The 24681-nt window shown below is 71.0% G+C and carries 17 protein-coding genes and 2 pseudogenes; 9 read left to right on the top strand and 10 right to left on the bottom strand.

The window, feature by feature from the left end; translation table 11 throughout:
• Nucleotides 1–73: 73 nt before the first annotated feature.
• The gene (locus ACFZDA_RS36260; protein ID WP_391090057.1) at nt 74–637 is read right to left on the bottom strand and encodes a hypothetical protein; all 564 of its coding nucleotides are present in this window, start codon (nt 635–637) and stop codon (nt 74–76) included.
• 421 nt (nt 638–1058) lie between these two features.
• Here ACFZDA_RS36260 and ACFZDA_RS36255 point away from each other — a divergent pair, with 421 nt between their 5' ends.
• The 5 genes from ACFZDA_RS36255 to ACFZDA_RS36235 are packed head-to-tail and all read left to right on the top strand — an operon-like array spanning nt 1059 to nt 9260.
• Complete coding sequence (locus tag ACFZDA_RS36255) at nt 1059–4163, top strand: nitrate- and nitrite sensing domain-containing protein (protein WP_391089877.1); 3105 nt, start codon at nt 1059–1061, stop codon at nt 4161–4163.
• On the top strand, nt 4160–4594 hold the full coding sequence (locus ACFZDA_RS36250) for a roadblock/LC7 domain-containing protein (RefSeq protein ID WP_020275952.1): 435 nt from the start codon (nt 4160–4162) through the stop codon (nt 4592–4594). The genes ACFZDA_RS36255 and ACFZDA_RS36250 overlap by 4 nt, the downstream gene beginning before the upstream one ends.
• Nucleotides 4595–4603: 9 nt before the next feature.
• Nucleotides 4604–4999: a DUF742 domain-containing protein gene (locus tag ACFZDA_RS36245; protein WP_010046285.1), complete on the top strand. Its 396-nt coding sequence runs from the start codon at nt 4604–4606 to the stop codon at nt 4997–4999.
• A gap of 24 nt (nt 5000–5023) precedes the next feature.
• A complete protein-coding gene (locus ACFZDA_RS36240; protein ID WP_391089874.1) occupies nt 5024–8674 on the top strand; it encodes a hydantoinase B/oxoprolinase family protein in 3651 nt (1216 codons plus the stop codon).
• A complete protein-coding gene (locus tag ACFZDA_RS36235; protein ID WP_391089872.1) occupies nt 8655–9260 on the top strand; it encodes an ATP/GTP-binding protein in 606 nt (201 codons plus the stop codon). Before ACFZDA_RS36240 ends, ACFZDA_RS36235 begins: the two co-directional genes overlap by 20 nt.
• A gap of 87 nt (nt 9261–9347) precedes the next feature.
• Here the strand turns inward: ACFZDA_RS36235 and glpK are convergent, their stop codons facing one another.
• The 6 genes and pseudogenes from glpK to ACFZDA_RS36205 form a co-directional block, all read right to left on the bottom strand.
• Entirely contained in the window at nt 9348–10868 is a 1521-nt protein-coding gene (glpK, locus tag ACFZDA_RS36230; protein ID WP_391089870.1) for a glycerol kinase GlpK, read from the bottom strand.
• Between the two features lie 24 nt (nt 10869–10892).
• A pseudogene (locus ACFZDA_RS36225) lies at nt 10893–11102 on the bottom strand (aquaporin family protein); the annotation flags it as partial.
• Nucleotides 11103–11532: 430 nt separating this feature from the next.
• Nucleotides 11533–11664: a hypothetical protein gene (locus tag ACFZDA_RS36220; protein ID WP_391089868.1), complete on the bottom strand. Its 132-nt coding sequence runs from the start codon at nt 11662–11664 to the stop codon at nt 11533–11535.
• A 116-nt stretch (nt 11665–11780) separates the two neighbouring features.
• Nucleotides 11781–13072 (bottom strand): annotated as a pseudogene (locus tag ACFZDA_RS36215) (diguanylate cyclase domain-containing protein); the annotation flags it as partial.
• A 199-nt stretch (nt 13073–13271) separates the two neighbouring features.
• On the bottom strand, nt 13272–14462 hold the full coding sequence (locus ACFZDA_RS36210; protein ID WP_391089866.1) for a lipid-transfer protein: 1191 nt from the start codon (nt 14460–14462) through the stop codon (nt 13272–13274).
• Entirely contained in the window at nt 14459–14884 is a 426-nt protein-coding gene (locus ACFZDA_RS36205) for a zinc ribbon domain-containing protein (protein WP_391090056.1), read from the bottom strand. Before ACFZDA_RS36205 ends, ACFZDA_RS36210 begins: the two co-directional genes overlap by 4 nt.
• 130 nt (nt 14885–15014) lie before the next feature.
• On the opposite strand from ACFZDA_RS36205, the gene ACFZDA_RS36200 reads away from it, so the two are divergent.
• Both ACFZDA_RS36200 and ACFZDA_RS36195 read left to right on the top strand, forming a co-directional pair.
• A complete protein-coding gene (locus ACFZDA_RS36200) occupies nt 15015–15824 on the top strand; it encodes a M15 family metallopeptidase (protein ID WP_391089864.1) in 810 nt (269 codons plus the stop codon).
• Between the two features lie 47 nt (nt 15825–15871).
• Nucleotides 15872–16408 carry an NUDIX domain-containing protein gene (locus ACFZDA_RS36195; protein ID WP_391089862.1) on the top strand — a complete coding sequence of 179 codons (537 nt, stop codon included), beginning with the start codon at nt 15872–15874 and terminating at the stop codon, nt 16406–16408.
• Here the strand turns inward: ACFZDA_RS36195 and ACFZDA_RS36190 are convergent.
• Nucleotides 16399–18777, bottom strand: coding sequence for a TIM-barrel domain-containing protein (locus ACFZDA_RS36190; protein ID WP_391089860.1), 2379 nt, complete (start codon nt 18775–18777; stop codon nt 16399–16401). The two genes, ACFZDA_RS36195 and ACFZDA_RS36190, sit on opposite strands and share 10 nt — an antisense overlap.
• A gap of 212 nt (nt 18778–18989) precedes the next feature.
• Here ACFZDA_RS36190 and ACFZDA_RS36185 point away from each other — a divergent pair, with 212 nt between their 5' ends.
• On the top strand, nt 18990–20957 hold the full coding sequence (locus ACFZDA_RS36185) for an acetoacetate--CoA ligase (RefSeq protein WP_391089858.1): 1968 nt from the start codon (nt 18990–18992) through the stop codon (nt 20955–20957).
• Nucleotides 20958–21129: 172 nt separating this feature from the next.
• Nucleotides 21130–22020 (top strand): hypothetical protein, encoded by an 891-nt coding sequence (locus ACFZDA_RS36180; protein ID WP_391089856.1) that lies wholly within the window; start codon nt 21130–21132, stop codon nt 22018–22020.
• Between the two features lie 69 nt (nt 22021–22089).
• On the opposite strand, the gene ptsP is transcribed toward ACFZDA_RS36180, so the two are convergent.
• Both ptsP and ACFZDA_RS36170 read right to left on the bottom strand, forming a co-directional pair.
• Nucleotides 22090–23760 (bottom strand): phosphoenolpyruvate--protein phosphotransferase, encoded by a 1671-nt coding sequence (gene ptsP / locus ACFZDA_RS36175; protein WP_391089854.1) that lies wholly within the window; start codon nt 23758–23760, stop codon nt 22090–22092.
• A 78-nt stretch (nt 23761–23838) separates the two neighbouring features.
• Nucleotides 23839–24288: a PTS glucose transporter subunit IIA gene (locus tag ACFZDA_RS36170; RefSeq protein WP_391089852.1), complete on the bottom strand. Its 450-nt coding sequence runs from the start codon at nt 24286–24288 to the stop codon at nt 23839–23841.
• Nucleotides 24289–24681: the final 393 nt, after the last annotated feature.

Raw genomic sequence — 24681 nt, 5'->3', positions numbered from 1 at the left:
GCTGCCCGTGGTCAGACACACGTGAAACCGCTTTTTCCGCCGTCACTCACCAGCGGGCCAACTACCCGTCCACCTACGAGTGGGACAACTGCCCGGCCCCGCCCCGCCGGCGTATCCGCTCCTGCGCCCGCTCCGCCGCGCGCGCCTGCCGTCGGGCCCGGCGGCGCTCGCGGCGCAGGGCCCGGGCCGTGCTGCTCGGTACGGACACCACGCCGTTGCGCTGGTTCCAGACCTGACGCGTCACCCACACGTCGAGCGCTCCCCAGGTCGCCGCGATCGTGCTGACCACGCTGCTGATCACCATCGGGAACGCCAGCCAGGACCCGGCCAGCGTGCACAGGAAGGCCACCATGGCCTGAATCAGCGTCAGAGCGATGAGGAGCACCGACCGCACGGCGGCCGTTCGCACCGGATCCGGCAGCCGGCGCCGCCGCGCCGGCTCCTCGACCCACAGGGGCCGGTAGCGCTGCTGCTCGCGCACCGCACGGCCCACCCCCTGAGCCGGAGCCCTCGCCTCCCGAGCCGTACTGTCCGCGTCGCCAGCCCGATTGCCGCGGTCGGTCGCCTCGGCATCCTGATGCGCTGTCACATGCACCCCACCCGCCCTGGGCGCACCGCGCCGCTCCGCCGTGCCCATCACTGTGTCACTCCCCACCGCCAGCAGACTGCTCGCTCGCATCCGAAGACCCGTGCTTCCCAGTGGCTGCCCGGCTTGCGCTGTTTTACGCCGCCCGGATGCCGGATGCGGCTCCTGTTGCCGATTCCGCCCCCATTTCCCGTAGAGAAGGACGAACAACGCCCCCAAGAAGATTCCCAGAAACCGAAAAATTTCAGCCAACCGCCCAGACCGTCCACCGGCCTTGGCCCGCGCGGCCGCCCTCGGTTTCGGGGAGACAACTCCCGCAATGCCCGGACAACTCCACATGCCTCGTAGCTGGCGCGGAAGTTCACCTTCCGGACCGGCCTTCGAGTTCCCTGGGCGTCGGTAGTAGGCTCGCGCCGTTTGTTGACGCACATGTGTACCCCCGGTGGACCGGGGGCCCGAGCTGGGGGAGGCCATGCGCTTTCGCGGGAAGTCCATCCGCCGGAAGATCGTGGCGCTGCTTCTCGTGCCGCTGGTGTCCCTGACCGCGATCTGGGCCTTCGCCACGGTGCTCACGGGACGTGAGGCGGGCGACCTGTTCAACGTGTCGTCCGTGGTGGAGAAGATCGGCTATCCCATCGAGGACACCGTCCGTGTCCTCCAGGAGGAACGCCGCCAGACCCTGGTCTACCTCGCCGACCCCCGTGCCTCCGACGGGCTCGCCGCGCTCCGGCGCAGCCGGAACGCCACCGACGAAGCCGTCGGCGGCATCCGGGAGAACGCCCGGAATCCGGACGTGCGCGACGCGATGGGAGCCGACACCGACGAGCGGCTGACCGCGGTCCTGGACGCCTTCGACGGCATCGAGTCGCTGCGCCGCAGCGTCGAGGACGGCACCGTCAACCGCTCCCAGGCCCTCGACCTCTACAACCGGCTGGTCGACCCCTGTTACGTCCTGCTCGCCGACCTCCACGTCGTCGACAACGTGGAACTGGACAAGCAGTACCGCGCGCTGGTCAATCTCGCCCGCGCCCGCGAACTGCTCTCCCGCGAGGACGCCCTCCTCGGCTCCGCCCTGATCGTCGGCGAGATCTCCCGCTCCGAAGAGCGGGACATCTCCGACCTCGTGGCGCAGCGCACCCTGATGTACGACACCAGCCTCGCGCTGCTGCCCGTCTCGGAACGCGACCGCTACGAGAGCTTCTGGAAGAACGCCTCCACCGCTCCCCTGCGCGTGGCCGAGGAAGCGGCCGTCTCCTCCGCCGACGGAACACCGCGCGGCGTCACCGCCAAGAGCTGGGACAGCGCCGCCGGCAACGTGCTCGACGAACTCGGCACGCTCAACGACCAGGCCAACGACCGCTATCAGGACCGCGTCGAACCGGTGGCGATGGGCGTCATCGCCAAGGCGGTCATCGCCGGCGTGCTCGGTCTGCTCGCTCTCCTGGTCTCCCTCTTCCTCTCGGTGCGCGTCGGCCGCACCCTCATCCGCGACCTGCGGCAGCTGCGTCTGGAGGCGCACGAGGCGTCCGGAGTGCGGCTGCCCAGCGTGATGCGCCGCCTCTCGGCGGGCGAGCAGGTCGACGTCGAGACCGAGGTCCCGCGCCTGGAGTACGACAAGAACGAGATGGGCGAGGTCGGCCAGGCCCTCAACACCCTCCAGCGCGCCGCCGTCGAAGCCGCGGTCAAGCAGGCCGAGCTCCGCGCCGGCGTCTCCGAGGTCTTCGTCAACCTCGCGCGCCGCAGCCAGGTCCTGCTCCACAAGCAGCTCACCCTGCTCGACGCCATGGAGCGCCGGACCGAGGACACCGAGGAACTCGCCGACCTGTTCCGTCTCGACCACCTGACGACCCGCATGCGCCGGCACGCGGAGGGCCTCGTGATCCTCTCCGGCGCCGCACCCTCCCGGCAGTGGCGCAAGCCCGTCCAGCTCATGGACGTCGTACGCGCCGCCGTCGCCGAGGTCGAGGACTACGAGCGCATCGAGGTCCGCCGCCTTCCGCGGATCGCCGTCACCGGTCCGGCCGTCGCCGACATCACCCATCTCGTGGCGGAACTCCTGGAGAACGCCACCGTCTTCTCGCCGCCGCACACCGCCGTCCAGGTCCTGGGCGAGCGGGTCGCCAACGGCTTCACCCTGGAGATCCACGACCGAGGCCTCGGCATGGCCGCCGAAGCGCTCCTGGACGCCAACCTCCGGCTCGCCGAGACCCCGGAGTTCGAGCTGTCCGACACCGACCGGCTCGGCCTGTTCGTGGTCAGCCGTCTCGCCCAGCGACAGAACGTCCGCGTCTCCTTGCAGCCTTCCCCGTACGGCGGCACGACCGCTGTCGTCTTCATCCCGGACGCCCTGCTGACGGACGACGTCCCGGACACGAACGGCATCGGCTTCCGGCTCGACCGCCCCCAGCTGGCCAAGGAGGGCGAGCCGCAGGGCGGCCGCCGAGCCGCGCTGTCCCAGGGGCCCGCGCAGCGGCCCGGCCTGCCGGCCTCCCTCCTGGACGGACCGGTGGAGCTGGAGGCCCCCGTCGACCTGGATGCCATCGGCGACTTCCCCGGCGCGCTCGATGACGAGGACAGCGAACACGGCACCCTGTTCCGCCCCCGGCCCCTCACGCGCGCCCAGGACGAGGCCGCAGGCCGCCGCCCCGATCCGCGCCAGGCAGCCGATACCCCCAGCGCCCACGACCGGACCGCCACCGACGACGACCCGAGCGCCCCCGTCCAGTTGCCGCGCCGCCACACCCCGAAGCTGGTCAGCTCGCACGGGCGCCCGGTCACCGAGCAGCGCCCCCGGCGGGGGAAGCCGGAGGAGGAGACCACCACGGGCACCGGCCGAGCGGAGCCGGGCGGCGCCTCCCCGCTCCCTTCGCGCCGCCGGGGCGACGACTCCGTGAGCGGTGGGGTCACCGGCCGGTCCGGCCCGGAGCCCGCGTCCGCGCTTCCGGTGCGCCGCCGCACCGAAGGCTCCTCGACCGACAGCGGGCGAGGCGAGACCCAGCCGGACGCACCGCCGCCCCTGCCGGCCCGCCGCCGGGGAGCGGAGTCCGGCCGCCGTGGCATCGGCGCGGCCGGCCGGAACGACGACCGCACGACCTCACCGGCCTCGTCCGGCACCGGGCCGGAGCCGCCCACGCTCCCCACGCGGACACGCCGCGCGGAGATCGCGTCGAGCGGCCAAGACGGCTTCGATCCCCTGCCGGGCCCCGGGCCCGAGCCCGCCGGCGGGCCCGCGCGCACGGTGACCGGCTCCGGTGCCACGCCCCAGGAGACCGGCTCCACTCCCGGCACCGGACGGCGGGGGCAGGGCCCCGGGGCCGCACCGAACGAGCCTCGCTCCGGCACCGCGCCACTGCCCCGGCGCGTCCGCCAGGCCAACCTGGCACCGCAGCTGAAGCGGGGGTCCGAGCCGCGCAGGGAGGACAGAGCCGAGCCCGTCGAGCGCGACGCCGACGAAGTACGCAGCCGTATGGCCTCGCTCCAGCGGGGCTGGCAGCGCGGCCGCGAGGAGAACTCAGCGGGCGACGCCGCCCACAGCGGCACAGCACGACAAGGAACGACAGAGGGGGACGGTCGATGACCGCACCGAAGGCCACCGGCCACACCGCAGCCAACAAGGGGGAGCTGAACTGGCTCCTCGACGACCTGGTGGACCGCGTCGCGAGCATCCGCAAGGCCCTCGTGCTCTCCGGTGACGGCTTGCCGACCGGGGTGTCCAGGGACCTGACCAGGGAGGACAGCGAGCACCTGGCCGCCGTCGCCTCCGGGTTCCACAGCCTCGCCAAGGGCGTGGGACGCCACTTCGAGGCCGGAAACGTCCGACAGACGGTCGTCGAGCTCGACGACGCCTTCCTGTTCGTGACGGCCGCCGGCGACGGCAGCTGCCTCGCCGTCCTCTCGGACGCCGATTCGGACGTCGGCCAGGTCGCCTACGAGATGACGCTCCTGGTGAAGCGGGTGGGCGTGCATCTGGGTGCCGCTCCGCGCACCGATCTGCCCGCAGGCGGGTAGTGGGATGACATGAGCGCTGACGGTCAGGGAAGAAGCCACTGGTTCGACGACGAGGCCGGGCCGGTCGTCCGTCCGTACGCCATGACACGCGGCCGCACCAGCAGCCAGGGCCAGCACCGCCTGGACCTGATCGCGGTCGTGGTGACGGAACCGCACGCGGACGACCCGGAAGCGGACCACATGCTCTCTCCGGAGCATGTGGACATCGTCGAACTGTGCCGTGACGTCCCGCAGTCGGTCGCCGAACTCGCAGCGGAACTCGACCTGCCGATCGGGGTGGTACGGGTCCTCGTCGGAGATCTCGTGGACGCGGAATTCGTCCATGTGAACCGGCCCGTACCCCCTGCCGAACTGCCGGACGAGAGTATTCTGCGGGACGTGATCAACGGCCTCCGGGCGCTGTGAGCAGCGCGGAAGCGGGGTACTGACGTGACAGGCTGGCAGTTCTGGGTCGACCGGGGCGGCACTTTCACCGACATCGTCGCGCGTCGCCCGGACGGCCGGCTGCTCACGCACAAGCTGCTGTCGGACAGGCCGGCCCGCTACGCCGACGCGGCCGTCGAGGGCGTCCGCTCCCTGCTGGCCGGCTCCGCCGACCCCGTGGACGCCGTGCGCATGGGCACGACGGTCGCCACCAACGCCCTCCTGGAGCGCAAGGGCGAACGCACCCTGCTGGTCGTCACCCGCGGCTTCCGCGACGCCCTGCGCATCGCCTACCAGAACCGCCCGAGCATCTTCGCCCGCCGCATCGAACTGCCCGAGCTGCTGTACGAACGGGTCGTCGAGGTCGACGAGCGCATCGCCGCCGACGGCACCGTCCTGCGCGCGCCCGACCTGGACACCCTCGCCGGGCCCCTCCAGGAGGCGTACGACGACGGGATCCGGGCCGTCGCCGTGGTCTGCATGCACAGCCACCTCCACCCCGCCCACGAACAGGCCGTAGGGGAACTCGCCGCCGGCATCGGCTTCCCGCAGATCTCGTTGTCCAGCGAGGCCAGCCCCCTGATGAAACTCGTCCCCCGCGGGGACACCGCTGTCGTCGACGCCTATCTCTCGCCCGTCCTGCGCCGCTACGTCCGGCACGTCGCCGACGCCCTGGACGGCGTACGGCTGATGTTCATGCAGTCCAACGGCGGTCTCACCGAGGCCGGGCAGTTCCGCGGCAAGGACGCCATCCTGTCCGGGCCGGCCGGCGGCATCGTCGGCATGGCCCGCATGTCGCAGCTCGCCGGCTTCGACCGCGTCATCGGCTTCGACATGGGCGGCACCTCCACCGACGTCTCCCACTTCGCGGGCGAGTACGAACGCGTCTTCACCAGCCGGATCGCCGGTGTCCGGCTGCGCGCTCCGATGCTCGACATCCACACCGTCGCCGCCGGCGGCGGCTCGGTCCTGCACTTCGACGGCTCCCGCTACCGCGTAGGGCCTGACTCGGCGGGAGCGGATCCGGGGCCGGCCTGCTACCGCGGCGGCGGCCCGCTCGCCGTCACCGACGCCAACGTCATGCTCGGCCGCATCCAGCCCGCCCACTTCCCGAAGGTGTTCGGCGCGAACGGCGACGAGCCCCTCGACGACGCGCTCGTCCGGGACCGCTTCACCGCCCTCGCGCGCGAGATCCGCGAGCAGACCGGCGACGACCGCACCCCCGAACAGGTCGCCGAGGGCTACCTGCAGATCGCCGTCGCCAACATCGCGTCCGCCGTGAAGCGGATCTCGGTCCAGAAGGGCCATGACGTCACCCGCTACGCCCTCACCACCTTCGGCGGCGCCGGCGGCCAGCACGCCTGCCTGGTCGCCGACTCGCTCGGCATCCGCACCGTCCTCGTGCCGCCCATGGCCGGTGTCCTCTCCGCACTCGGCATCGGACTCGCCGACACCACCGCCATGCGCGAACAGTCCGTCGAGGCACCTCTGGAAGCCGCCTCCATGCCCGGCGTCCTCAAGACCGCCGAAGACCTGGAAGCCGCGGCCCGCGCCGAACTCCTCGCCGAGGACGTCCCCGAGGAGCACATCGAGATCACCCGCCGCGCGCAGCTCCGCTACGACGGCACCGACACCACCCTCACCGTCGAGCTGACCGAGCCCCGCGCCATGCGGCACGCCTTCGAAGAACGTCATCGCGCCACGTACTCCTTCACGCTCGACCGCCCGATCGTCGTCGAAGCCCTCTCCGTAGAGGCCACTGGCATCACCGAACCCCCCGATCTCTCCGCTCTCGCTCCCTACGAAGCCACCGCCGACGGCAGCCCCGCGGCGCCGCGGTCCGTCCGCCTCCACACGGGCGGAGCCTGGCGCGACGTACCCCTCCACCGCCGCGAGGACCTTCCCCCCGGCGACACCGTCACCGGACCCGCGATCATCACCGAGGCCGGCGCGACGACCGTCGTCGACGACGGCTGGCGGGCCGCGGCGACCGACGACGGGCATCTGGTCATGGAACGCGCCGCGATTACGGAGAGTTCCGAACTCGATACAAAAGTCGACCCGGTTCTGCTTGAGGTCTTCAACAACCTGTTCATGTCCATCGCGGAACAGATGGGCGCCCGTCTCGAATCCACGGCCCAGTCCGTCAACATCAAGGAGCGCCTGGACTTCTCCTGCGCGCTCTTCGACCCGGACGGAAACCTCGTGGCCAACGCCCCGCACATCCCCGTCCACCTGGGCTCGATGGGCACGAGCGTCAAGGAGGTCATCCGGCGGCGGGGCTCCGGCATGCGCCCGGGCGACACCTACGCCATCAACGACCCGTACCACGGCGGCACCCATCTGCCCGACGTCACCGTGATCACCCCGGTCTTCGACACCGCACCGTCGACCGACACGGAGGGTGACCCGGAGATCCTGTTCTACGTCGCCTCCCGCGGCCACCACGCCGAGATCGGCGGCATCGCCCCCGGCTCCATGCCCGCGAACAGCCGCACCATCGACGAGGAGGGCGTCCTCTTCGACAACTGGCTGCTCGCCGAGAACGGCCGCTTCCGCGAGGAGGAGACCCTCCGCCTCCTCACCGGGGCGCCGTACCCCTCGCGCAACCCGAAGACCAACCTCGCCGACCTGCGCGCCCAGATCGCCGCCAACCAGAAGGGCGTCGACGAGGTCGGCCGCATGATCGAGGACTTCGGTCTCGACGTCGTCCAGGCCTACATGAGGCACGTCCAGGACAACGCGGAAGAGGCCGTACGCCGGGTCATCGACGCCCTCGACGACGGCGACTACGCCTATGAGACCGATTCGGGCGCCGTCATCCGCGTCAGCGTGCGCGTGGACCGCGAGAACCGAGCCGCGACCATCGACTTCACCGGCACCTCGGCGCAACTGCCCACCAACTTCAACGCCCCCTTCTCGGTCGTCAACGCGGCCGTCCTGTACGTCTTCCGCACGCTCGTCGCCGACGACATCCCCCTCAACGACGGCTGCCTGCGACCCCTGGACATCGTCGTGCCTCCCGGTTCCCTGCTCTCACCCGAGCCGTCGGCCGCCGTCGTCGCCGGCAACGTGGAGACGTCCCAGGCCATCACCGGTGCCCTCTACGCGGCACTCGCCGTCCAGGCAGAGGGCTCCGGGACCATGAACAACATCACCTTCGGGAACGAACGCCACCAGTACTACGAGACCGTCGCCTCCGGCTCCGGCGCGGGCGACGGTTTCCCCGGCGCCCCCGTCGTCCAGACACACATGACCAACTCCCGCCTCACCGACCCCGAAGTCCTGGAGTGGCGACTGCCCGTGCGCCTCGAGGAGTTCGCGGTCCGGCGCGGCAGCGGCGGAGCCGGCCGGTGGCGCGGCGGCGACGGCGCCGTGCGTCGCATCCGGTTCCTGGAGCCCATGACCGTCTCCACACTGTCCCAGCACCGCCGCGTTCCCCCGTACGGTATGGCGGGCGGCGAGCCGGGCGCTCTCGGTGCCAACCGGGTGGAACACCCCGACGGCACCGTGACCGAACTCGGCGGCAGCGATTCCGCTGACGTCGTCACCGGCGCCGTACTCGTGATCGAAACCCCAGGCGGCGGAGGCTACGGCCCGCCGTCGCCCGACCCCCATCAAGCAGGAGAAGAGATCGATGATCTTCGGGCGTTCTGAGCGCGGCAAGCCTCCGGTCGAGCCCGTCACGCTCAAGATCCTGGTGGCCGGCGGTTTCGGCGTGGGCAAGACCACGCTGGTCGGCGCGGTCAGCGAGATCCGGCCGCTGCGCACCGAGGAGCTGCTCACCGAGGCCGGGCGGCCGATCGACGACACCAGCGGCGTGGAAGGCAAGCACACCACGACCGTGGCCATGGACTTCGGCCGCATCACGCTCCGTGAGGACCTGGTGCTGTACCTTTTCGGCACGCCCGGCCAGGAGCGGTTCTGGTTCATGTGGGACGAGCTCTCCGAGGGCGCTCTCGGAGCCATCGTGCTCGCCGACACGCGCCGCCTGGAGGACTCCTTCGCCGCCGTCGACTACTTCGAGCGGCGCTCGATACCGTTCCTCGTCGGCGTCAACTGCTTCGAGGGCGCCCCGCGCTACCCGGTCGAGGACGTGCGCCAGGCACTCGACCTCGATGACGGCGTACCGCTCATGATGTGCGACGCCCGTGACCGCGAGTCGGTCAAGGAAGCGCTCATCGGCGTCGTCCAGCACGCCATGGCGTACGCGGCCGACCGCCGCCAGACGGTGACCACCTGACGCTCGGCCGACCGGCCGGCGCGGACCGTACCCCCGCCGACAGGGGTACGGTCCACCGTCCGGGAACGACCCCGCACGCGCGCGTGGCTAGCTGTCGGCGTCCTCCTCCCAGCCGAAGCTCCTCTCCACGGCCTTGCGCCAGTTGCGGTGCTCGCGGTCCCGCACCGACGCGTCCATGGACGGTGTCCACTCGACGTCCTTCTGCCAGTGCGCCTTGAGCTCGTCCAGGTCGTTCCACACACCCGTGGCCAGACCGGCCGCGTACGCGGCGCCCAGACAGGTCGTCTCGGAGACCTTGGGCCGCACCACCGGCACGTCGAGCACGTCCGCCTGGTGCTGCATGAGGAGGTTGTTCTTCGTCATGCCGCCGTCGACCTTCAGGGTGGTGATGTGCACCCCGGAGTCCTGGTACATGGCGTCCACGACCTCGCGCGTCTGCCAGCTCGTCGCCTCCAGCACCGCGCGTGCGAGATGCGCCTTCGTGACGTACCGGGTCAGCCCGGTGACCACGCCCCGCGCGTCGGAGCGCCAGTACGGCGCGAACAGACCCGAGAACGCCGGCACGATGTACGCGCCGCCGTTGTCCTCCACGCTCGCCGCGAGGGGCTCGATCTCGTCGGCGGTACGGATGATGCCGAGCTGGTCGCGGAACCACTGGACCAGCGCGCCCGTTATGGCTATCGACCCCTCCAGACAGTAGATCGGCGCCTCGCTGCCGATCTTGTATCCCATCGTCGTCAGCAGGCCGCTCTTCGACGACACCGGGCGGTTGCCGGTGTTGAGCAGCAGGAAGCTGCCCGTGCCGTACGTGTTCTTCGCGGTGCCGACGTCGTAGCAGGCCTGGCCGAACACCGCGGCCTGCTGGTCGCCCAGCGCGGAGGCCACGGGCACGCCGGCTAGCTGGCCGACGGCGGTGCCGTACACCTCGGCGGAGGACCGGATCTCCGGCAGCATGGCTTCGGGGATGTTCATCGCCGAACAGATCGAGGAGTCCCATTGCAGGGTCTCCAGGTTCATCAGCATGGTGCGCCCCGCGTTGGTCACGTCGGTGACGTGCTGCCCGCCGTCCGTGCCGCCGGTGAGGTTCCAGATCAGCCAGGAGTCCATGGTGCCGAAGGCGATCTCGCCGCGTTCGGCCCGGGCCCGGAGGTCGGGCACGTTGTCGAGCAGCCAGGCCGCCTTGGGTCCGGAGAAGTAGGTGGCCAGCGGCAGACCCGTCTGCTCGCGGAAACGGTCCTGTCCTTCCGAGCCGCCCAGCTGGTTGCACAGCTGCGCCGTCCGCGTGTCCTGCCACACGACGGCGTTGTGCACCGGCTTCCCCGTCACGCGGTCCCACAGGAGGGTTGTCTCGCGCTGGTTGGTGATGCCCATCGCGCTCAGCTGGTCGGCGCGCAGCCCGGCTTTGGCGAGCGCACCGGCGACCACCGCCTGCACCTTGGACCAGATCTCGGTCGCGTCGTGCTCCACCCACCCGGGCTTGGGGAAGATCTGGCGGTGCTCCCGCTGGTCCACGGCGACGATGGCACCGTTCTGGTCGAAGACGATGCAGCGGCTGGAGGTGGTGCCCTGGTCGATCGCTGCTACGTACTTCTCGGAGTTGTCCGTCATGGCTACTACCTCTTGATCGCTTGGTCAGAAGGCTGTGTTGTAGATGAGGGCCCCGAGAATTCCGCCGGCCGCAGGCCCTGCCGGGGAGGCCCTGCCACGGGATCCAGGCGTACCCCCAGTCGGACGTTCCCTTGTCCGGGATCGGGAGGAACTGGCGCACGATGCGCGGCCCCGCTCAGGTGCGGGGTTGTTCGCGGAGCCGAGGGGACCACCGACCGGGAGGTCGGCCCCGACAGCGGGGCGGCGGTGTACGCGCCCGCCGTGCCGACGATCTCGCCGACGAAGATGTCCACATTGCTCATGGCGGCTCCTAGGCCGAGGCCCCGGGACGATCCGCCCCGAACCTCATGTGCGGAGTGCGTTTCCCATGGCTGCTCAGCCGAAGGCAGTGATCCCGCGCCCCGCCCGGCCGCCGTGACGAGCGTGCCGATCGCAGCCGAATCGCCCGTGGGACAAAGGCCCTTGGCGTCGACCCGCCCGCGCGCCGCATGCCGGATACGCCGAGTATGTACGGCGATGTCGGCTGACACCGGAAGTGTTCACCGGCGCCCAGGGGGCGTCAAGGTCGCCGACCGCAACGGTCGACGGCCTGGTGGCGACGGCCGGGCCTGCTGGGTCGGGTGGCCGGTTGCACGGCCCTGGCGGCGCCCGGTCGGGTCATTGTTCAGATCTGGTCGGGGGCCTGCGCGGACTCCGCTGAGCCGCGCGAGGCCATGCTGGTGGTGTCGTCCGGCCTCCGCTGGACCCCGCCGTAGGCGATCGCCCAGCCGCACCTGACTCCTTGCTTGCTAGCCACCAGCATCCACCTGACCAGGCGGTCCCTCAACCGGACGAGCAGCGCCCCGCTCCTGGCCGCCTGCCGGGCCCTGGTGGGGGCCGTGCCCAGGCGCCCGCCCCGGACGGGCCACCACCTCACGTATCGACCGAGCCCTGCCACCGGATGCCCCTAAGGGCCCCACACCGCGCCGCTGCCGACGTCGTCTCACCGCCGCGGCGGTGCTCACGTCCGGGCGAGCCCGCGCGGCCCGGCACCCAACTGGCCCCCTGCAACGCCTTCGCCGCCTTCTTCAGGGGCGCCAGGCAAGCCGCCGCATGCCGGTGGTCGGTCACACTGCCTGGCCTGCACGGCACTGTGGCGAGCGACAGCATGACCGGCCGTCCGCCCGCGCCCCAGGGAGCGTCCAGCACGGAGTCGGCCAGCGGATCGAGGCCCTCCGGTTCGGCGAGCACGAGGAAGTCGTCGCCGCCGATGTGTCCCACGCGGGTGCTCTCCGTCGCGGCCTGCCGCAGCGCACGTCCCACCGCCCGGATCAGCTCGTCGCCCGCCGCGAACCCGACCCCGTCGTTGACCTGCTTGACGTGGTCAAATGTCCAGCCAGCTCAGCGCGAACGCCCGCCCGGACGCGACCCGCCGGTCCACCTCGCCGATGATCGCGTCCGAGCCGGCAGACGCGTCAGCGGATTGAGCCCCACCGCTTCCTCCACCCGTGTCTCGGCCCATGCGCGCACGAGGTCCGCGAGCCGTACGACTCCCACGCACCGCCCGTACTCGTCCACGACGGCCACATCGTCCGACGTACGATCCCGCTCGCCGACCGCCACGACGTCCAGTACCTGCCTGAGGGCGGTGGCGTCGATGCCCACCGTCCGCGGTGGGTCACCGAGCTTGGCCGCAGGCAGGTCGGAGTAGAGGGCGTGCCCATAGAGTCCCGACATCGACAACAGGAAGCGGGACCGGTGCAGGGACCGGACCGGCACTCCGGCGGTGTCCACGAGCAGCGCCCCGGACACATCGGGTGACCCGGTCGGCAGCGCCCGCGCCTGCCCCGCGGACGCCGTGGTGGGCAGCAGTGCGGCGGACCGCACGAACTCCCGCACCGACGGTCCCGACCGTGGTGCGGCCACCTCAGCGGGGGGAGCGGGGCGGGACGAAGACGTCGGCGGCGGGCAGCCGGGCCGGCGGGGCGAACAGCTCGCCGTGTGCCAGCTGAGCCCCGGCCGCCGGCGCCGCCGCGCACTGGAGGGAGCCGCAAGGGCACCTCCCCGTCCCCGACACCGTCCGCGCAGTTCCGGAACCCCTGCCCGCGCAGCCTGGACACCGACTCCAGCAGTGCCCGCTGCGGCACTCGCGTATACGGCGGACAGACGTCGATCGTCACCTCCCAGGGAAGCCGTCCCGCCTCGCGCACGGCGCCGTGCAGCGATTCGCGCTGATGCCCACACGCGCTCCCGCGACCTGCCGGTCCCCGGCCTCGTCCAGGTCCGGGCACCACAGCTGTGCGTCCACGTCCCGGCACCACACGGGTACGCCCGGCACCGCCCCCCCCCCCATGCCGTGCCCGACACCGCTTCGAGCCGCATCCGGACCTCGCCACTCACCACACTGCGCTCACCACACCACCCTCACCGCACCGCGATCACCGCCGATCCATGCCCGAACAACCCCTGATTCGCGCTGATGCCCACACGCGCTCCCGCGACCTGCCGGTCCCCGGCCTCGCCCCGCAACTGCCAGGCCAGCTCGCACACCTGGGCTATCGCCTGCGCCGGAACCGCCTCGCCGAAGGAGGCCAGTCCGCCGCTGGCATTCACCGGTATTCGCCCGCCCAGAGCCGTCGCCCCGTCGCGCAGCAGCTTCACGCCCTCGCCCTCACCGCACAGCCCCAAGTCCTCGTACCACTGCAACTCGAGCGCCGTGGACAGGTCGTAGACCTCGGCCAGCGACAGGTCCTCCGGCCCGATCCCCGCCTCCTCGTAGGCCGCCCGCGCGATGGACACCCGGAACGTCTCGGCGGGCGGACCGACCGCCGCCGCGGAGTCCGTGGCGATGTCCGGCAGGTCCAGCACCGTGTTCGGATACCGCGGCGTCACCGTGGCCACGGACCGGATCCGCACCGGGTCGGCATGGCCGTGCCGCCGCGCGAACTCCATGCTGGAGAGCACCACCGCCGCGCCGCCGTCGGACGTCGCGCAGATGTCGAGCAGCCGCAGCGGATCGGCGACGACGGGGGAGGCGGCCACCTCCTCGGCGGTGACAGGCCGGCGGTAGCGCGCATGGGGGTTCAGCGCGCCCATCGCCGCGTTCTTCACCTTCACCTGTGCGAAGTCGCCCGGCGTATCGCCGTGCACGGCCATGCGCCTGCGGGCGTACAACCCGAAGTACACAGGGTTGGTCGCCCCGAGAATCCGGAATCGCAGCCAGTCGGGATCGTCGGGCCGGTCCCCGCCCGCAGGGCGGAAGAATCCCTTGGGAGCGGCATCGGCTCCCACTACCAGCACCACCTCCGCGAGCCCGGAGAGGATCTGGGCCCGCGCGGCGTCCATGGCCTGCGCCCCGGACGCGCACGCGGCGTACACGCTCGTGACCCGGGCCCCCTGCCAGCCCAGTGCTTTCGCGAACGTCGCTCCGGCGACATAGCCGGGATAGCCGCCACGGACGGTGTCCGCACCGATGATCGAGCCGATGTCCCGCCAGTCCAGCCCGGCGTCGGTGAGCGCCGCGCGGGCGGCTGCGACGCCGTACTCGACGAAGTTCCGTCCCCACTTGCCCCACGGGTGCATGCCAACGCCCAGCACCGCCACCTCACCTGTCATGCCTTCACCCCCGCCGGTCGCCAGTGCCATGTCGCCCAGGTCGTTTCCGCGTCCTCGTGGAGGACGCCGGGCACGACCTCCACCTCCATGCCCACCGTCAGGTCGGCGACGGTGACGCCGGGAGCCGCCTGTCCCAGCACCACGAGCCGCTCGGCCTCCAGCTCCACAGCGATCAACGCGCACGGTTCCCACGAAAGTTCCGGGTCGCTCACGTAGGGTGACGGCGGCCGATACCGACTGTCGGTGTACGACCAGACGCGGCCACGCCTCGACAGCGGGACCTCCGTCAACTCTCCGCCCGCGCAGGCCGGGTTGCGGCATTGGTGGTCCTCGCGGGGGAAGAAGACCGAGGCGCACGCCGCGCAACGCGTGCCGAGCAGCCGGAAATCCTTGCCTTCCCCGGCGAACAACCCCACGACCACCGGCGTTCGTACACGCGACACAGCGCCTCCCCGCAGACCGAATCTGACGGAACGTCAGAAGTCTGCCACGGCCTCCCGGATTTCGGCATCCCTTCCCCGGTGGGACCGTCTCCTGGTAGACGCAGAAGCCATGACACGACTCACCACCGTGGCACGCGGCCTGATCGCGGCCCTCGCCGCCGTGCTGGCAGCCACCGCTCCCACCGCCACCGCCCAGGCCGAGGCCGGGCCCCATGCGCCCAAGGACTTCGTGGCCCTGAGCAGCGTGGACCCGACGATCATCCAGGAGATGCGCTACTTCACCCCGCACAACTTCGTCGGCGAGCGCATCGACGGCTACGCCCAGCCGATCTGCGTCCTCACCCGGCCCGCCGCCCAAGCCCTCCACAGGGCCCAGACGAAGTTGCTGCGCCAGGGCTACTCACTCAAGGTGTACGACTGCTACCGGCCGCAGCGCGCCGTGGACCACTTCGTCCGCTGGGCCGAGGACCTCGACGACCAGACCATGAAGGACGAGTTCTACCCGAACGTCGACAAGACCCGGCTGTTCACCGACGGCTACATCGCCGAGAAGTCAGGCCACAGCCGCGGCTCGACCCTTGACGTCACCCTCGTAAAACTGCCGGCGAAACCGACCCGGCCGTACCGTCCCGGAGAGCCCCTCGTGCCGTGCTTCGCCCCCAAGGGCGAGCGGTTCCCCGACAACTCCGTCGACATGGGGACCGGCTTCGACTGCTTCGACACCCTCTCGCACACCCTCGACCCCCGCGTCCAGGGCGAGCAGCGCGCCAACCGGCTGCTGCTCATGAGCACCTTGGAGGGCCTCGGCTTCGTGAACCTGGCAGAGGAGTGGTGGCACTACACCTACAAGCCCGAGCCCTACCCGGACACCTACTTCGACTTCCCCGTGTCCAGGAAGTCGCTCACCAGCGCTCACTGAGCCGCCCGCCCGAGACGCCCTCTCCCTGATCGGCTACAGTCCGCCGCGTGTCCGAAACTCAGCACTCCAGTTCCAACTCCGCGCCGGACTCCCACTGTTCGAGCTGCGGCGCGCCCTACGGAGAGGGCGTCTCCGGCTGGCCCCGCACCTGCCCGGTGTGCGGCAGCGTGGCCTACCGCAATCCACTCCCGGTCGCGGTGGCCCTCCAGCCCGTGTACGACACCAAGGGCACCGCCCTGGTCGTCATCACCCGGACCGTCACTCCCGCGCGCGGGGGCACGGCCCTGCCCGGTGGCTACATCGACGACCGGGAGGACTGGCGGCACGCCGTCGTACGCGAACTCAAGGAGGAAACCGGCATCGACGCGGCCGTCCGCGACGTACGCCTCGTCGACGCGATGAGCTCGCCCGACGGACACCTGCTGCTGTTCGGCCTCCTCCCGGAACGCCCAGTCGAGGGCCTGCCGCCCTCCGCCGCCACGGACGAGACGGAGGGCTGGCACCTCCTGCGCAGGGCGGAGGAACTTGCCTTCCCCCTGCACACCGTGGCCGTACGGGCCTGGTTCGAGGGCCGCTACATCTGAGCTCGGCGCTCCCCGGCACCGCGGACGCGCACCGGGTGGGGCGGCACACTCCCGCCGTCCTCGCCCTCCCGCTCGACGACCACCCGCGAGCCCATCCACCGAGCGGTGTAGCGCTCGATCTCCGGCTCGTCCCACCCCTCGCCCCCGTCCGGTACGACCAGCCCGCCCCCGGTCCGTCCCGGGGCGGGCGCCCACACCTCCAGCTCCAGCCCGCCGTCCTCCCCGCGTACGGGAAGCACCGCACCCGCGCGTGCGAACACCGGGATCCGGGACAGCGGCGCGTCGACGAGCACCTGCGCCGGCCCCTCGTACGCCTGCTCCGTCACCGTGTCGTACCAGCGTCCCCGCGGCAGCTGCACGGCACGCCGGTCCGCGCCGGGGTCGAGCACCGGCGCCACCAGCAGGCTGTCGCCCAGCAGGAAGGCGTCCCCGCAGTCACGCAACACCCGCTCCTCCGGCGCCGCCCACCACACAGGCCGCACATAGGGCGCCCCAGTACGCCGCGCCAGATGCGCCAGCGTCATGAAGTACGGCAACAGCCGCCGCCGTTCGACGAGCGCCACGCGCGCGTGCTCCAGCACCTCGGCACCGAACTCCCACGGCTCCCTGCGGCCCGCACGCAGACTCGCGTGCGTACGGAACAGCGGCAGGTACGCGCCCAGCTGGAACCACCGCAGGAACAGCTCGGGCGAGGGATCACCGTCGAAGCCCCCGATGTCCGGCCCCGAGTACGGCACGCCGCACAGACCGAGCCCCATCACCAGTGCCAAGGACGCCCGCAGTCCCGGCCAGCCGGTGGCCACGTCACCCGACCACGTCCCGCCGTAGCGCTGCAGGCCGGCCCACCCGGAGCGGGAGAACAGGAACGGCCGCTCCCGGGGATCGAGTTTCCGCAGCGCTTCGAAGGCCGCCCTGGCCATGCACAGCGCGTACACGTTGTGCGCCTCGCGATGGTCGCCGCCCCGACCCTCCAAGGAGTGCCGCGCCGAACGCGGCAGCGTCGACTCCCCGAAGGCGGCGAACGACGTGGGCTCGTTCATGTCGTGCCAGAAACCCGAGAATCCCTGCGCGAGCCGCTCCTCGTAGAGACCGCCCCACCACTCACGCACGCGCGCGTGCGTGAAATCGGGAAACACCGCCTCCCCGGGCCACACGACACCGCGCACGACCCGCCCCGAGGCATCCCGCACGAACGCGTCCTCGGCCGTCCCGCCGTCGTACACCGCATTGCCGGGCAGGGCCTTCACGGCCGGGTCGACGATCGACACCAGCCGGATGCCGTCCCGCCGAAGTTCCTCGGCCAGAACAGGCAGCTTCGGAAAGCGGTCCTCGTCGACGGTGAACACCTGATGCGCGTCGAAATGGTCGATGTCCAGATGCACGGCGTCGAGCGGCAGACCGTGCTCCAGGTAACCCGCGACGATCCGCCGCACCTCCTGCTCGCTGCCGAACCCCCACCGCGCGTGGTGGTGCCCGAGCGCCCACGCGGGCGGCAGCGCGGGCGCGCCGGTCAGTGAGGCCCAGGCGAGCAGCACGCGCGCGGGAGTGCCCGCCATCACCCAGCAGCGCAGGGGACCGCCGTCCATCCGCAGCTCGCTCGTCCCCACTCGGTCATGCCCGGAACCAGCGCCCTCCTCGCCCTCCCGCAGCGTCACCGTGCCGTCCCACGAACTGTCGTGGAACACCACATGCGTACCGCCGTCGGAGACCACCATCTGCACCGGCATCGTGAGGTACAGCGGGTCGTCCCCGGGCGCGAAGGCGTGACCGGGGTCTGTGTTCCACAGCCGGTACGTTCCGTCCGGCAGCCGAGGACCCGAAGAACGACCACCGAGCCCGAAGAACCGTGCGTCGGCAGCCACCTCCGACCGCTGCATCCACCGCGCCGGGCCGCCACCGACCGGCTCCCACCACCGCGGCGGCAGATCACGGCGCAGCGTCACGCCACCGGGGGTGCGCACCTCCACCGCGCCATGCCGCGACACGACGACCGTCACCCGCTCGGCCACCACCCGCCAGCCGCCGTCCTTGTCCGGCTCCAGCACCGCCCGGGGATCCGCCTCCGGACACCGGCCGGCCAACGCGTACGACGGCTCGGGCTCCGCCCCGTCCCAGCCCCAGAAGACCGCTCCGCTCACGGCGACGAGAATCCGCAGCTCCGACCGGCTGAACCGGACGACACCGCCCCCCGGCCCCGGCTCCACCGCCTGCACGGCCCCGGGCACCCGCGCACGCTCCGCCCCCCGCGCCGGCAGCCCGGTGGCGTCGGCCCGCCGCCTGCGCCACGCTGCTCGTACGGTACGCACACCCTGCGCCGCGCCCACAGAACCCACCGCTTTCACCGAACGCACCAGGTCACGACCGTTCATGCTGCTCACCCTGCCACTGACCGCCTCACGCGCGCGTGTCGTTCAACTGCCGTTCATCCGTGCCGGGACCACATCTTCACGACACGGACTATGTGGGGCGCACCCTGGTGTCGAAGTCGATCACATGGCATTGTCCGTGCCAGCCGCGTCACGCGCACACCCCAGCCCGTGCGCGGAGGACGCACACGACGCGCACAGTCCGGGAGCCGACCATGTCGACCGATAGTCCTCAGCCGCTGTGGCAGCCAGACCCCGAGCGCATCGCCCGAGCCCGGATCACGAGGTTCCAGGCCTGGGCAGCCCAGCACCACGGCGCCCCCGCCGAGGGCGGCTACGCGGCCCTCCAGCGCTGGTCCGTCGACGAGCTGGACACCTTCTGGAAAGCCCTCACGGAGTGGTTCGACGTCCGTTTCTCGACGCCCTACGCGCGCGTGCTCGGCGACCGTGCGATGCCCGGCGCCCAGTGGTTCCCCGGGGCGACCCTCAACTACGCCGAACACGCCCTGCGCGCGACCGGCACCCGCGCTGACGAACCGGCCCTCCTGCACGTCGACGAGACACACGAACCACGCCCCGTCACCTGGGCCGAGCTGCGCCGCCAGGTCGGCTCCCTGGCCGCCGAACTGCGCGCCCTCGGAGTACGCCCCGGAGACCGCGTCAGCGGCTATCTCCCCAACGTCCCGCAGGCCGTGATCGCCCTCCTCGCCACAGCCGCCGTGGGCGCCGTCTGGACGTCCTGCGCGCCCGACTTCGGCGCCCGCAGCGTCCTCGACCGCTTCCAGCAGGTCGAACCCGTCGTGCTGTTCACCGTCGACGGCTACCGCTACGGCGGCAAGGAGCACGACCGCCGCGAGATCGTCGCCGAACTGCGCCGCGAACTGCCCACCCTGCGCGCCGTCGTCCACATCCCCCTCCTCGGCACCGATGCACCCGAGGGCGCCCTGGACTGGTCGGCCCTCACCTCCGCCGACACGACCCCCGTCTTCGAGCAGGTGCCCTTCGACCATCCCCTGTGGGTGCTCTACTCCTCCGGCACGACCGGCCTGCCCAAGGCCATCGTCCAGTCCCAGGGCGGCATCCTGGTCGAGCACCTCAAGCAAATCGGCCTGCACTGCGACCTGGGCCCCGAGGACCGCTTCTTCTGGTACACGTCGACCGGCTGGATGATGTGGAACTTCCTCGTCTCCGGCCTGCTCACCGGCACCACGATCGTCCTCTACGACGGCAGCCCCGGCTACCCGGACACCGGCGCCCAGTGGCGCATCGCCGAACGCACCAGGGCCACCCTCTACGGCACCTCGGCCGCCTACGTCATGGCCTGCCGCAAGGCGGGCGTGCACCCCTCACGCGACTTCGACCTCTCCGCTGTCCAGTGCGTCGCCACCACCGGCTCGCCCCTGCCGCCCGACGGCTTCCGCTGGCTTCACGACGAGGTCCGCGACGACCTGTGGATCGCCTCCGTCAGCGGCGGCACGGACGTGTGCTCCTGCTTCGCCGGAGCCGTACCGACCCTCCCGGTCCACGTCGGCGAACTCCAGGCCCCCTGCCTCGGCACCGACCTCCAGTCCTGGGACCCGAGCGGCACCCCCCTGATCGACGAGGTCGGCGAACTCGTGGTCACCAACCCCATGCCGTCGATGCCCATCCACTTCTGGAACGACCCCGACGGCAGCCGCTACCACGACAGCTACTTCGACACGTACCCCGGCGTCTGGCGACACGGCGACTGGATCACCGTCACCTCGCGCGGATCCGTCGTCATCCACGGCCGCTCCGACTCCACGCTCAACCGCCAGGGCGTACGCATGGGATCCGCCGACATCTACGAGGCCGTGGAACGCCTCCCCGAGATCAGGGAATCCCTCGTCATCGGCATCGAACAGCCCGACGGCGGCTACTGGATGCCCCTCTTCGTGCACCTGGCCCCCGGAGCCGTCCTCGACGAGGCCCTGCTGAACCGCATCAAGCAGACCATCCGCGAACAACTGTCACCGCGCCACGTCCCCGACGAGATCATCGAAGTACCCGGCGTCCCCCACACCCTCACCGGCAAACGCATCGAGGTCCCGGTCAAACGCCTCCTCCAGGGCACCCCACTGGAGAAGGCGGTCAACCCGGGCTCCATCGACAACCTCGACCTGCTGAGCTTCTACGAGGACCTGGCCCGCAAACGCGCCTGACCGACACCACCCTGCGACCACTCGTCGTAACCATGACTGGCGACGCACTCCTAGCCGCTGACCTGCGCTTTTTTTATCCACACTCGGAGCCGCGAGCGCCCTGCCCGCCCTCTGTTGTCAGTGCCCCCAGTTACTGTGAGTGAGCATTGATCGACCGTGCACAGGGGGAACAATGACGCACACCGACAGCCGGACCTTGCGGCGTGTCCTGCGCCGCGAAATCGCCGGCACCATCGGCCTGCTCACCGACGAGCACGACTTCCGGGTCATGCGGCGCTATCGCAGCTTCACCTTCCACGACCACGCCGCCTACCTCAAGCATGTGGAAGGCCTCCTCAGGACACGAGCCATGGAAGGCAGTCACACCACGGTGGCCCTCTTCGACCCCGAGGAGTACGCCGAATTCTGCACGCAAAAAGGCCTTGATCCGGACAACCCGTCGAGCCGCACACGCTTCACGGCACGACTCGCGATCACAGGCCCGACCCTTCCCTACGAGGGCCAGCCTCTGTCAGACCTCCTCCCGGCCCTCGTCGACGAGGCCGTGCGACAGGCCACCTGGGAGTACGCGACCACACTCCTCGCCCGTCTGGGCGCCTGCGCCTCCTGCGGCGAAGACCTCGGACGCGCCGCCTTCGCCCGGGCCTCCGACCTCCTCGTCCGCATCCTCGACACGGCTCCAGCCGGCAACCGGCACCTCGTGTGCAGCGTCACCGGCCCGCCAGAAACCCTCCTCGCAGCCCTCCACGTCGCCGACACCGGCGGCGCCGTGAAACTGGACGAGACCGAAGCCCTCGAGTTCACCACGGTCCTCGCCCTCGGCCTGGCCACCGAAAGCCCCGGAGGACTCGTCATCCGCGCCAGCTCACCGGGCGACCCCGACCGCGTCTACGGCTGGCGCCTGCGCGCATACGGACTCGAACCCCTCACCGCGGGAGAGGTCTTCGACGCCTACTGCACCGACGTCGACTCCGGCGACCTCATCTCCCCCGAATCCAACGTCGACTACTGCGAGCCACCCGACCTGGGAGAGGTAAAACCCGCACAAGGACACCACCACTGAAAAGCGGGCGGGGCGCCCCACCGCAGTGGAGCGCCCCGCCCGGGCAGTCATCGGCCGGACCTGCCCGGCTCACTCGCCCGACAACACCGCCTGCGCCGCGCTGCGCGCGTCCTCGGCGCTGTCCGAGGCCCGCGCCGCCGCAGCGGCCCGCTCGCACTGCGCCAGCGTGTACTTCGCCAGCGTGGCCCGGACATAGGGAATCGACGCCGCGCCCATCGAAAGAGAGGTGACGCCCAGACCGGCCAGCACACACGCGAGCAGCGGGTCGGACGCCGCCTCACCGCACACGCCACAGCTCTTGCCCTCGGCCTTCGCCGCCTCGGCGGACAGCGCCACCAGGTCGAGCAGCGCCGGCTGCCACGGATCCTGGAGACGGGAGACCGCGCCCACCTGTCGGTCGGCGGCGAACGTGTACTGCGCCAGGTCGTTCGTCCCCAGCGACAGGAACTCGACCTCCTGAAGGATCGAGCGCGCCCGCAGCGCGGCCGACGGGATCTCGACCATCGCGCCGACCTTCGCCCGCAGCCCAGCCTCCCGGCACGCGTCCGCGAAGGCCCGGGCATCGGTGCGGTCCGCGACCATCGGGGCCATGACCTCAAGGTAGACCGGCAACCCCTCCGCGGCCTTCGCGAGCGCCGTCAGCTGGGTACGCAGGACGTCCGGATGATCCAGCAGAGTCCGCAGACCCCGCACGCCGAGTGCCGGGTTCGGCTCGTCGGCCGGCGTCAGGAAGTCGAGCGGCTTGTCCGCGCCCGCGTCCAGCACCCGCACCACGACACGCCCCTCGGGGAACGCCTCCAGGACCTGCCGGTACGCGGCGACCTGCTTCTCCTCCGACGGCGCCTGCTTGCTGTCGTCCAGGAAGAGGAACTCGGTACGGAAGAGCCCGACCCCCTCCGCCCCGGCCTCGACCGCTGCCGCCACATCCGCAGGGCCACCGATGTTCGCGAGCAGCGGCACCTTGTGACCGTCGGCCGTGGCGCCGGGCCCGGTCGAGGCCGCCAGCGCCGCCCTGCGCTCGGCGGCCGCGGCCTCCAGCTGAGCCTTCTTCTCGTCGCTCGGGTCCACGAAGATCTCTCCGGTGCTGCCGTCGACGGCGATCATCGTGCCTTCGGCGAGCTCACCCGCACCCGGCAGGGCGACCACGGCCGGCACCCCGAGCGCCCGCGCCAGAATCGCGCTGTGGCTGGTCGGACCGCCCTCCTCGGTGACGAAGCCGAGCACCAGAGTCGGGTCCAGCAGCGCGGTGTCGGCGGGCGCGAGGTCACGGGCGACCAGGACATAGGGCTCGTCGCTGTCGGGGACACCCGGCATCGGCACCCCCAGCAGACGGGCGACGATACGATTCCGCACGTCGTCGAGGTCGGCCACGCGACCGGCGAGGTACTCACCGGCACCCGCCAGCAGCTCGCGGTACGCGGCGAACGCGTCGTACACGCCGCGCTCGGCCGTGCTGCCGACGGCGATGCGCCGCTCCACGTCTGCCATCAGCTCGGGGTCCTGGGCCATCATGGCCTGCGCCTCGAGCACTGCCTGGGCTTCACCCCCGGCCAGATTGCCCCGTGCCATCAGGTCGGCCGCCACAGCCTCCACGGCCTTGCGGGCGCGCCCCTGTTCACGCTCCGCCTCCTCCGCCGGAATCTGCTTCGCGGGCGGCTCCAGCACCGCCGTTCCCATGTGCCGAACCTCGCCGATAGCCACACCGTGGCTTACGCCGACGCCTCGCAGCGTTGTGTCCATCTCACCCGTCTCCGATAGTGCGGCGTATCCAACCGCCGCGTTGGTTCTCCTGCTGGCCGCCGTACGACGGCACTGATGTCACTTCCAGAGGAAGAGACTGTCGCCGGCCTTCACATCGCCGTCGTCACGTAGATCGGAGAGTGCTTCGGCCGTGGCCTCCAGCGCCACGACCGGGCAGACCGCGGACTTGCCGGAGGCCTCGACGGCGGCCGGGTTCCAGCGCACGATGCCCTGACCGCGCCTGACGGTGTCACCCTTGTTCACGAGTAGCTCAAAACCCTCGCCGTTGAGCTGCACGGTGTCGATACCGAGGTGGGTGAGAACACCGTGACCGTTCTCGTCGACGACGACGAACGCGTGGGGGTGCAGGGAGACGATGACGCCGTCCACGGGCGAGACGGCCTCGGAAGGCTCACGTACGGGGTCGATCGCTGTGCCCGGGCCGACCATGGCCCCGGAGAAGACCGGATCCGGCACGGCTGCCAGTCCGATGGCGCGTCCTGCGAGTGGGGACGTCACGGTGGTCATGGGAAGCCTCCCAGGGGTGGAGATCGATATGGGCCGCCCCTGTCGGTACCAGGCGGCACACTGCTCAGCAGGGTATGCCACCTGAAGTGCCGGTTCCGCATGGGCGCTTCAGAGTGGTCTAGACCATACCGCACATTGATTTGCACCCGCTCCGCGGCCGCGTGTACAGTCGTACTCCTGCCTGGGGCTGAACGGCGCATCATCGCGTCCCGGCCCGGCAGTATCCAACTCATCAGATCCTATCTCTGGGTCGCCTTCTGCATGCCTGCAGGACGGTGGTCAGAGGGCCGGAAAAACACTGATAGAGTCGGAAACGCAAGACCGAAGGGAAGCGCCCGGAGGAAAGCCCGAGAGGGTGAGTACAAAGGAAGCGACCGTTCCTTGAGAACTCAA

The organism is Streptomyces sp. NPDC007991, from assembly GCF_042958445.1.
GTDB lineage: Bacteria > Actinomycetota > Actinomycetes > Streptomycetales > Streptomycetaceae > Streptomyces.
The sequence above is the reverse complement of the archived record's forward strand: the minus strand, read 5'-3'. Positions and strand labels throughout refer to the sequence as shown.

Bases quoted from the DNA above. Each gene is read 5' to 3' on its own strand.
- ACFZDA_RS36235 (WP_391089872.1), top strand. From the start codon at position 8,655: ATGATCTTCGGGCGTTCTGAGCGCGGCAAGCCTCCGGTCGAGCCCGTC.
- ACFZDA_RS36185 (WP_391089858.1), top strand. From the start codon at position 18,990: ATGTCGACCGATAGTCCTCAGCCGCTGTGGCAGCCAGACCCCGAGCGC.
- ACFZDA_RS36180 (WP_391089856.1), top strand. From the start codon at position 21,130: ATGACGCACACCGACAGCCGGACCTTGCGGCGTGTCCTGCGCCGCGAA.
- ptsP (WP_391089854.1), bottom strand. From the start codon at position 23,760: ATGGACACAACGCTGCGAGGCGTCGGCGTAAGCCACGGTGTGGCTATC.
- glpK (WP_391089870.1), bottom strand. From the start codon at position 10,868: ATGACGGACAACTCCGAGAAGTACGTAGCAGCGATCGACCAGGGCACC.
- ACFZDA_RS36255 (WP_391089877.1), top strand. From the start codon at position 1,059: ATGCGCTTTCGCGGGAAGTCCATCCGCCGGAAGATCGTGGCGCTGCTT.
- ACFZDA_RS36170 (WP_391089852.1), bottom strand. From the start codon at position 24,288: ATGACCACCGTGACGTCCCCACTCGCAGGACGCGCCATCGGACTGGCA.
- ACFZDA_RS36250 (WP_020275952.1), top strand. From the start codon at position 4,160: ATGACCGCACCGAAGGCCACCGGCCACACCGCAGCCAACAAGGGGGAG.
- ACFZDA_RS36260 (WP_391090057.1), bottom strand. From the start codon at position 637: ATGGGCACGGCGGAGCGGCGCGGTGCGCCCAGGGCGGGTGGGGTGCAT.
- ACFZDA_RS36245 (WP_010046285.1), top strand. From the start codon at position 4,604: ATGAGCGCTGACGGTCAGGGAAGAAGCCACTGGTTCGACGACGAGGCC.
- ACFZDA_RS36200 (WP_391089864.1), top strand. From the start codon at position 15,015: ATGACACGACTCACCACCGTGGCACGCGGCCTGATCGCGGCCCTCGCC.
- ACFZDA_RS36210 (WP_391089866.1), bottom strand. From the start codon at position 14,462: ATGACAGGTGAGGTGGCGGTGCTGGGCGTTGGCATGCACCCGTGGGGC.
- ACFZDA_RS36190 (WP_391089860.1), bottom strand. From the start codon at position 18,777: ATGAACGGTCGTGACCTGGTGCGTTCGGTGAAAGCGGTGGGTTCTGTG.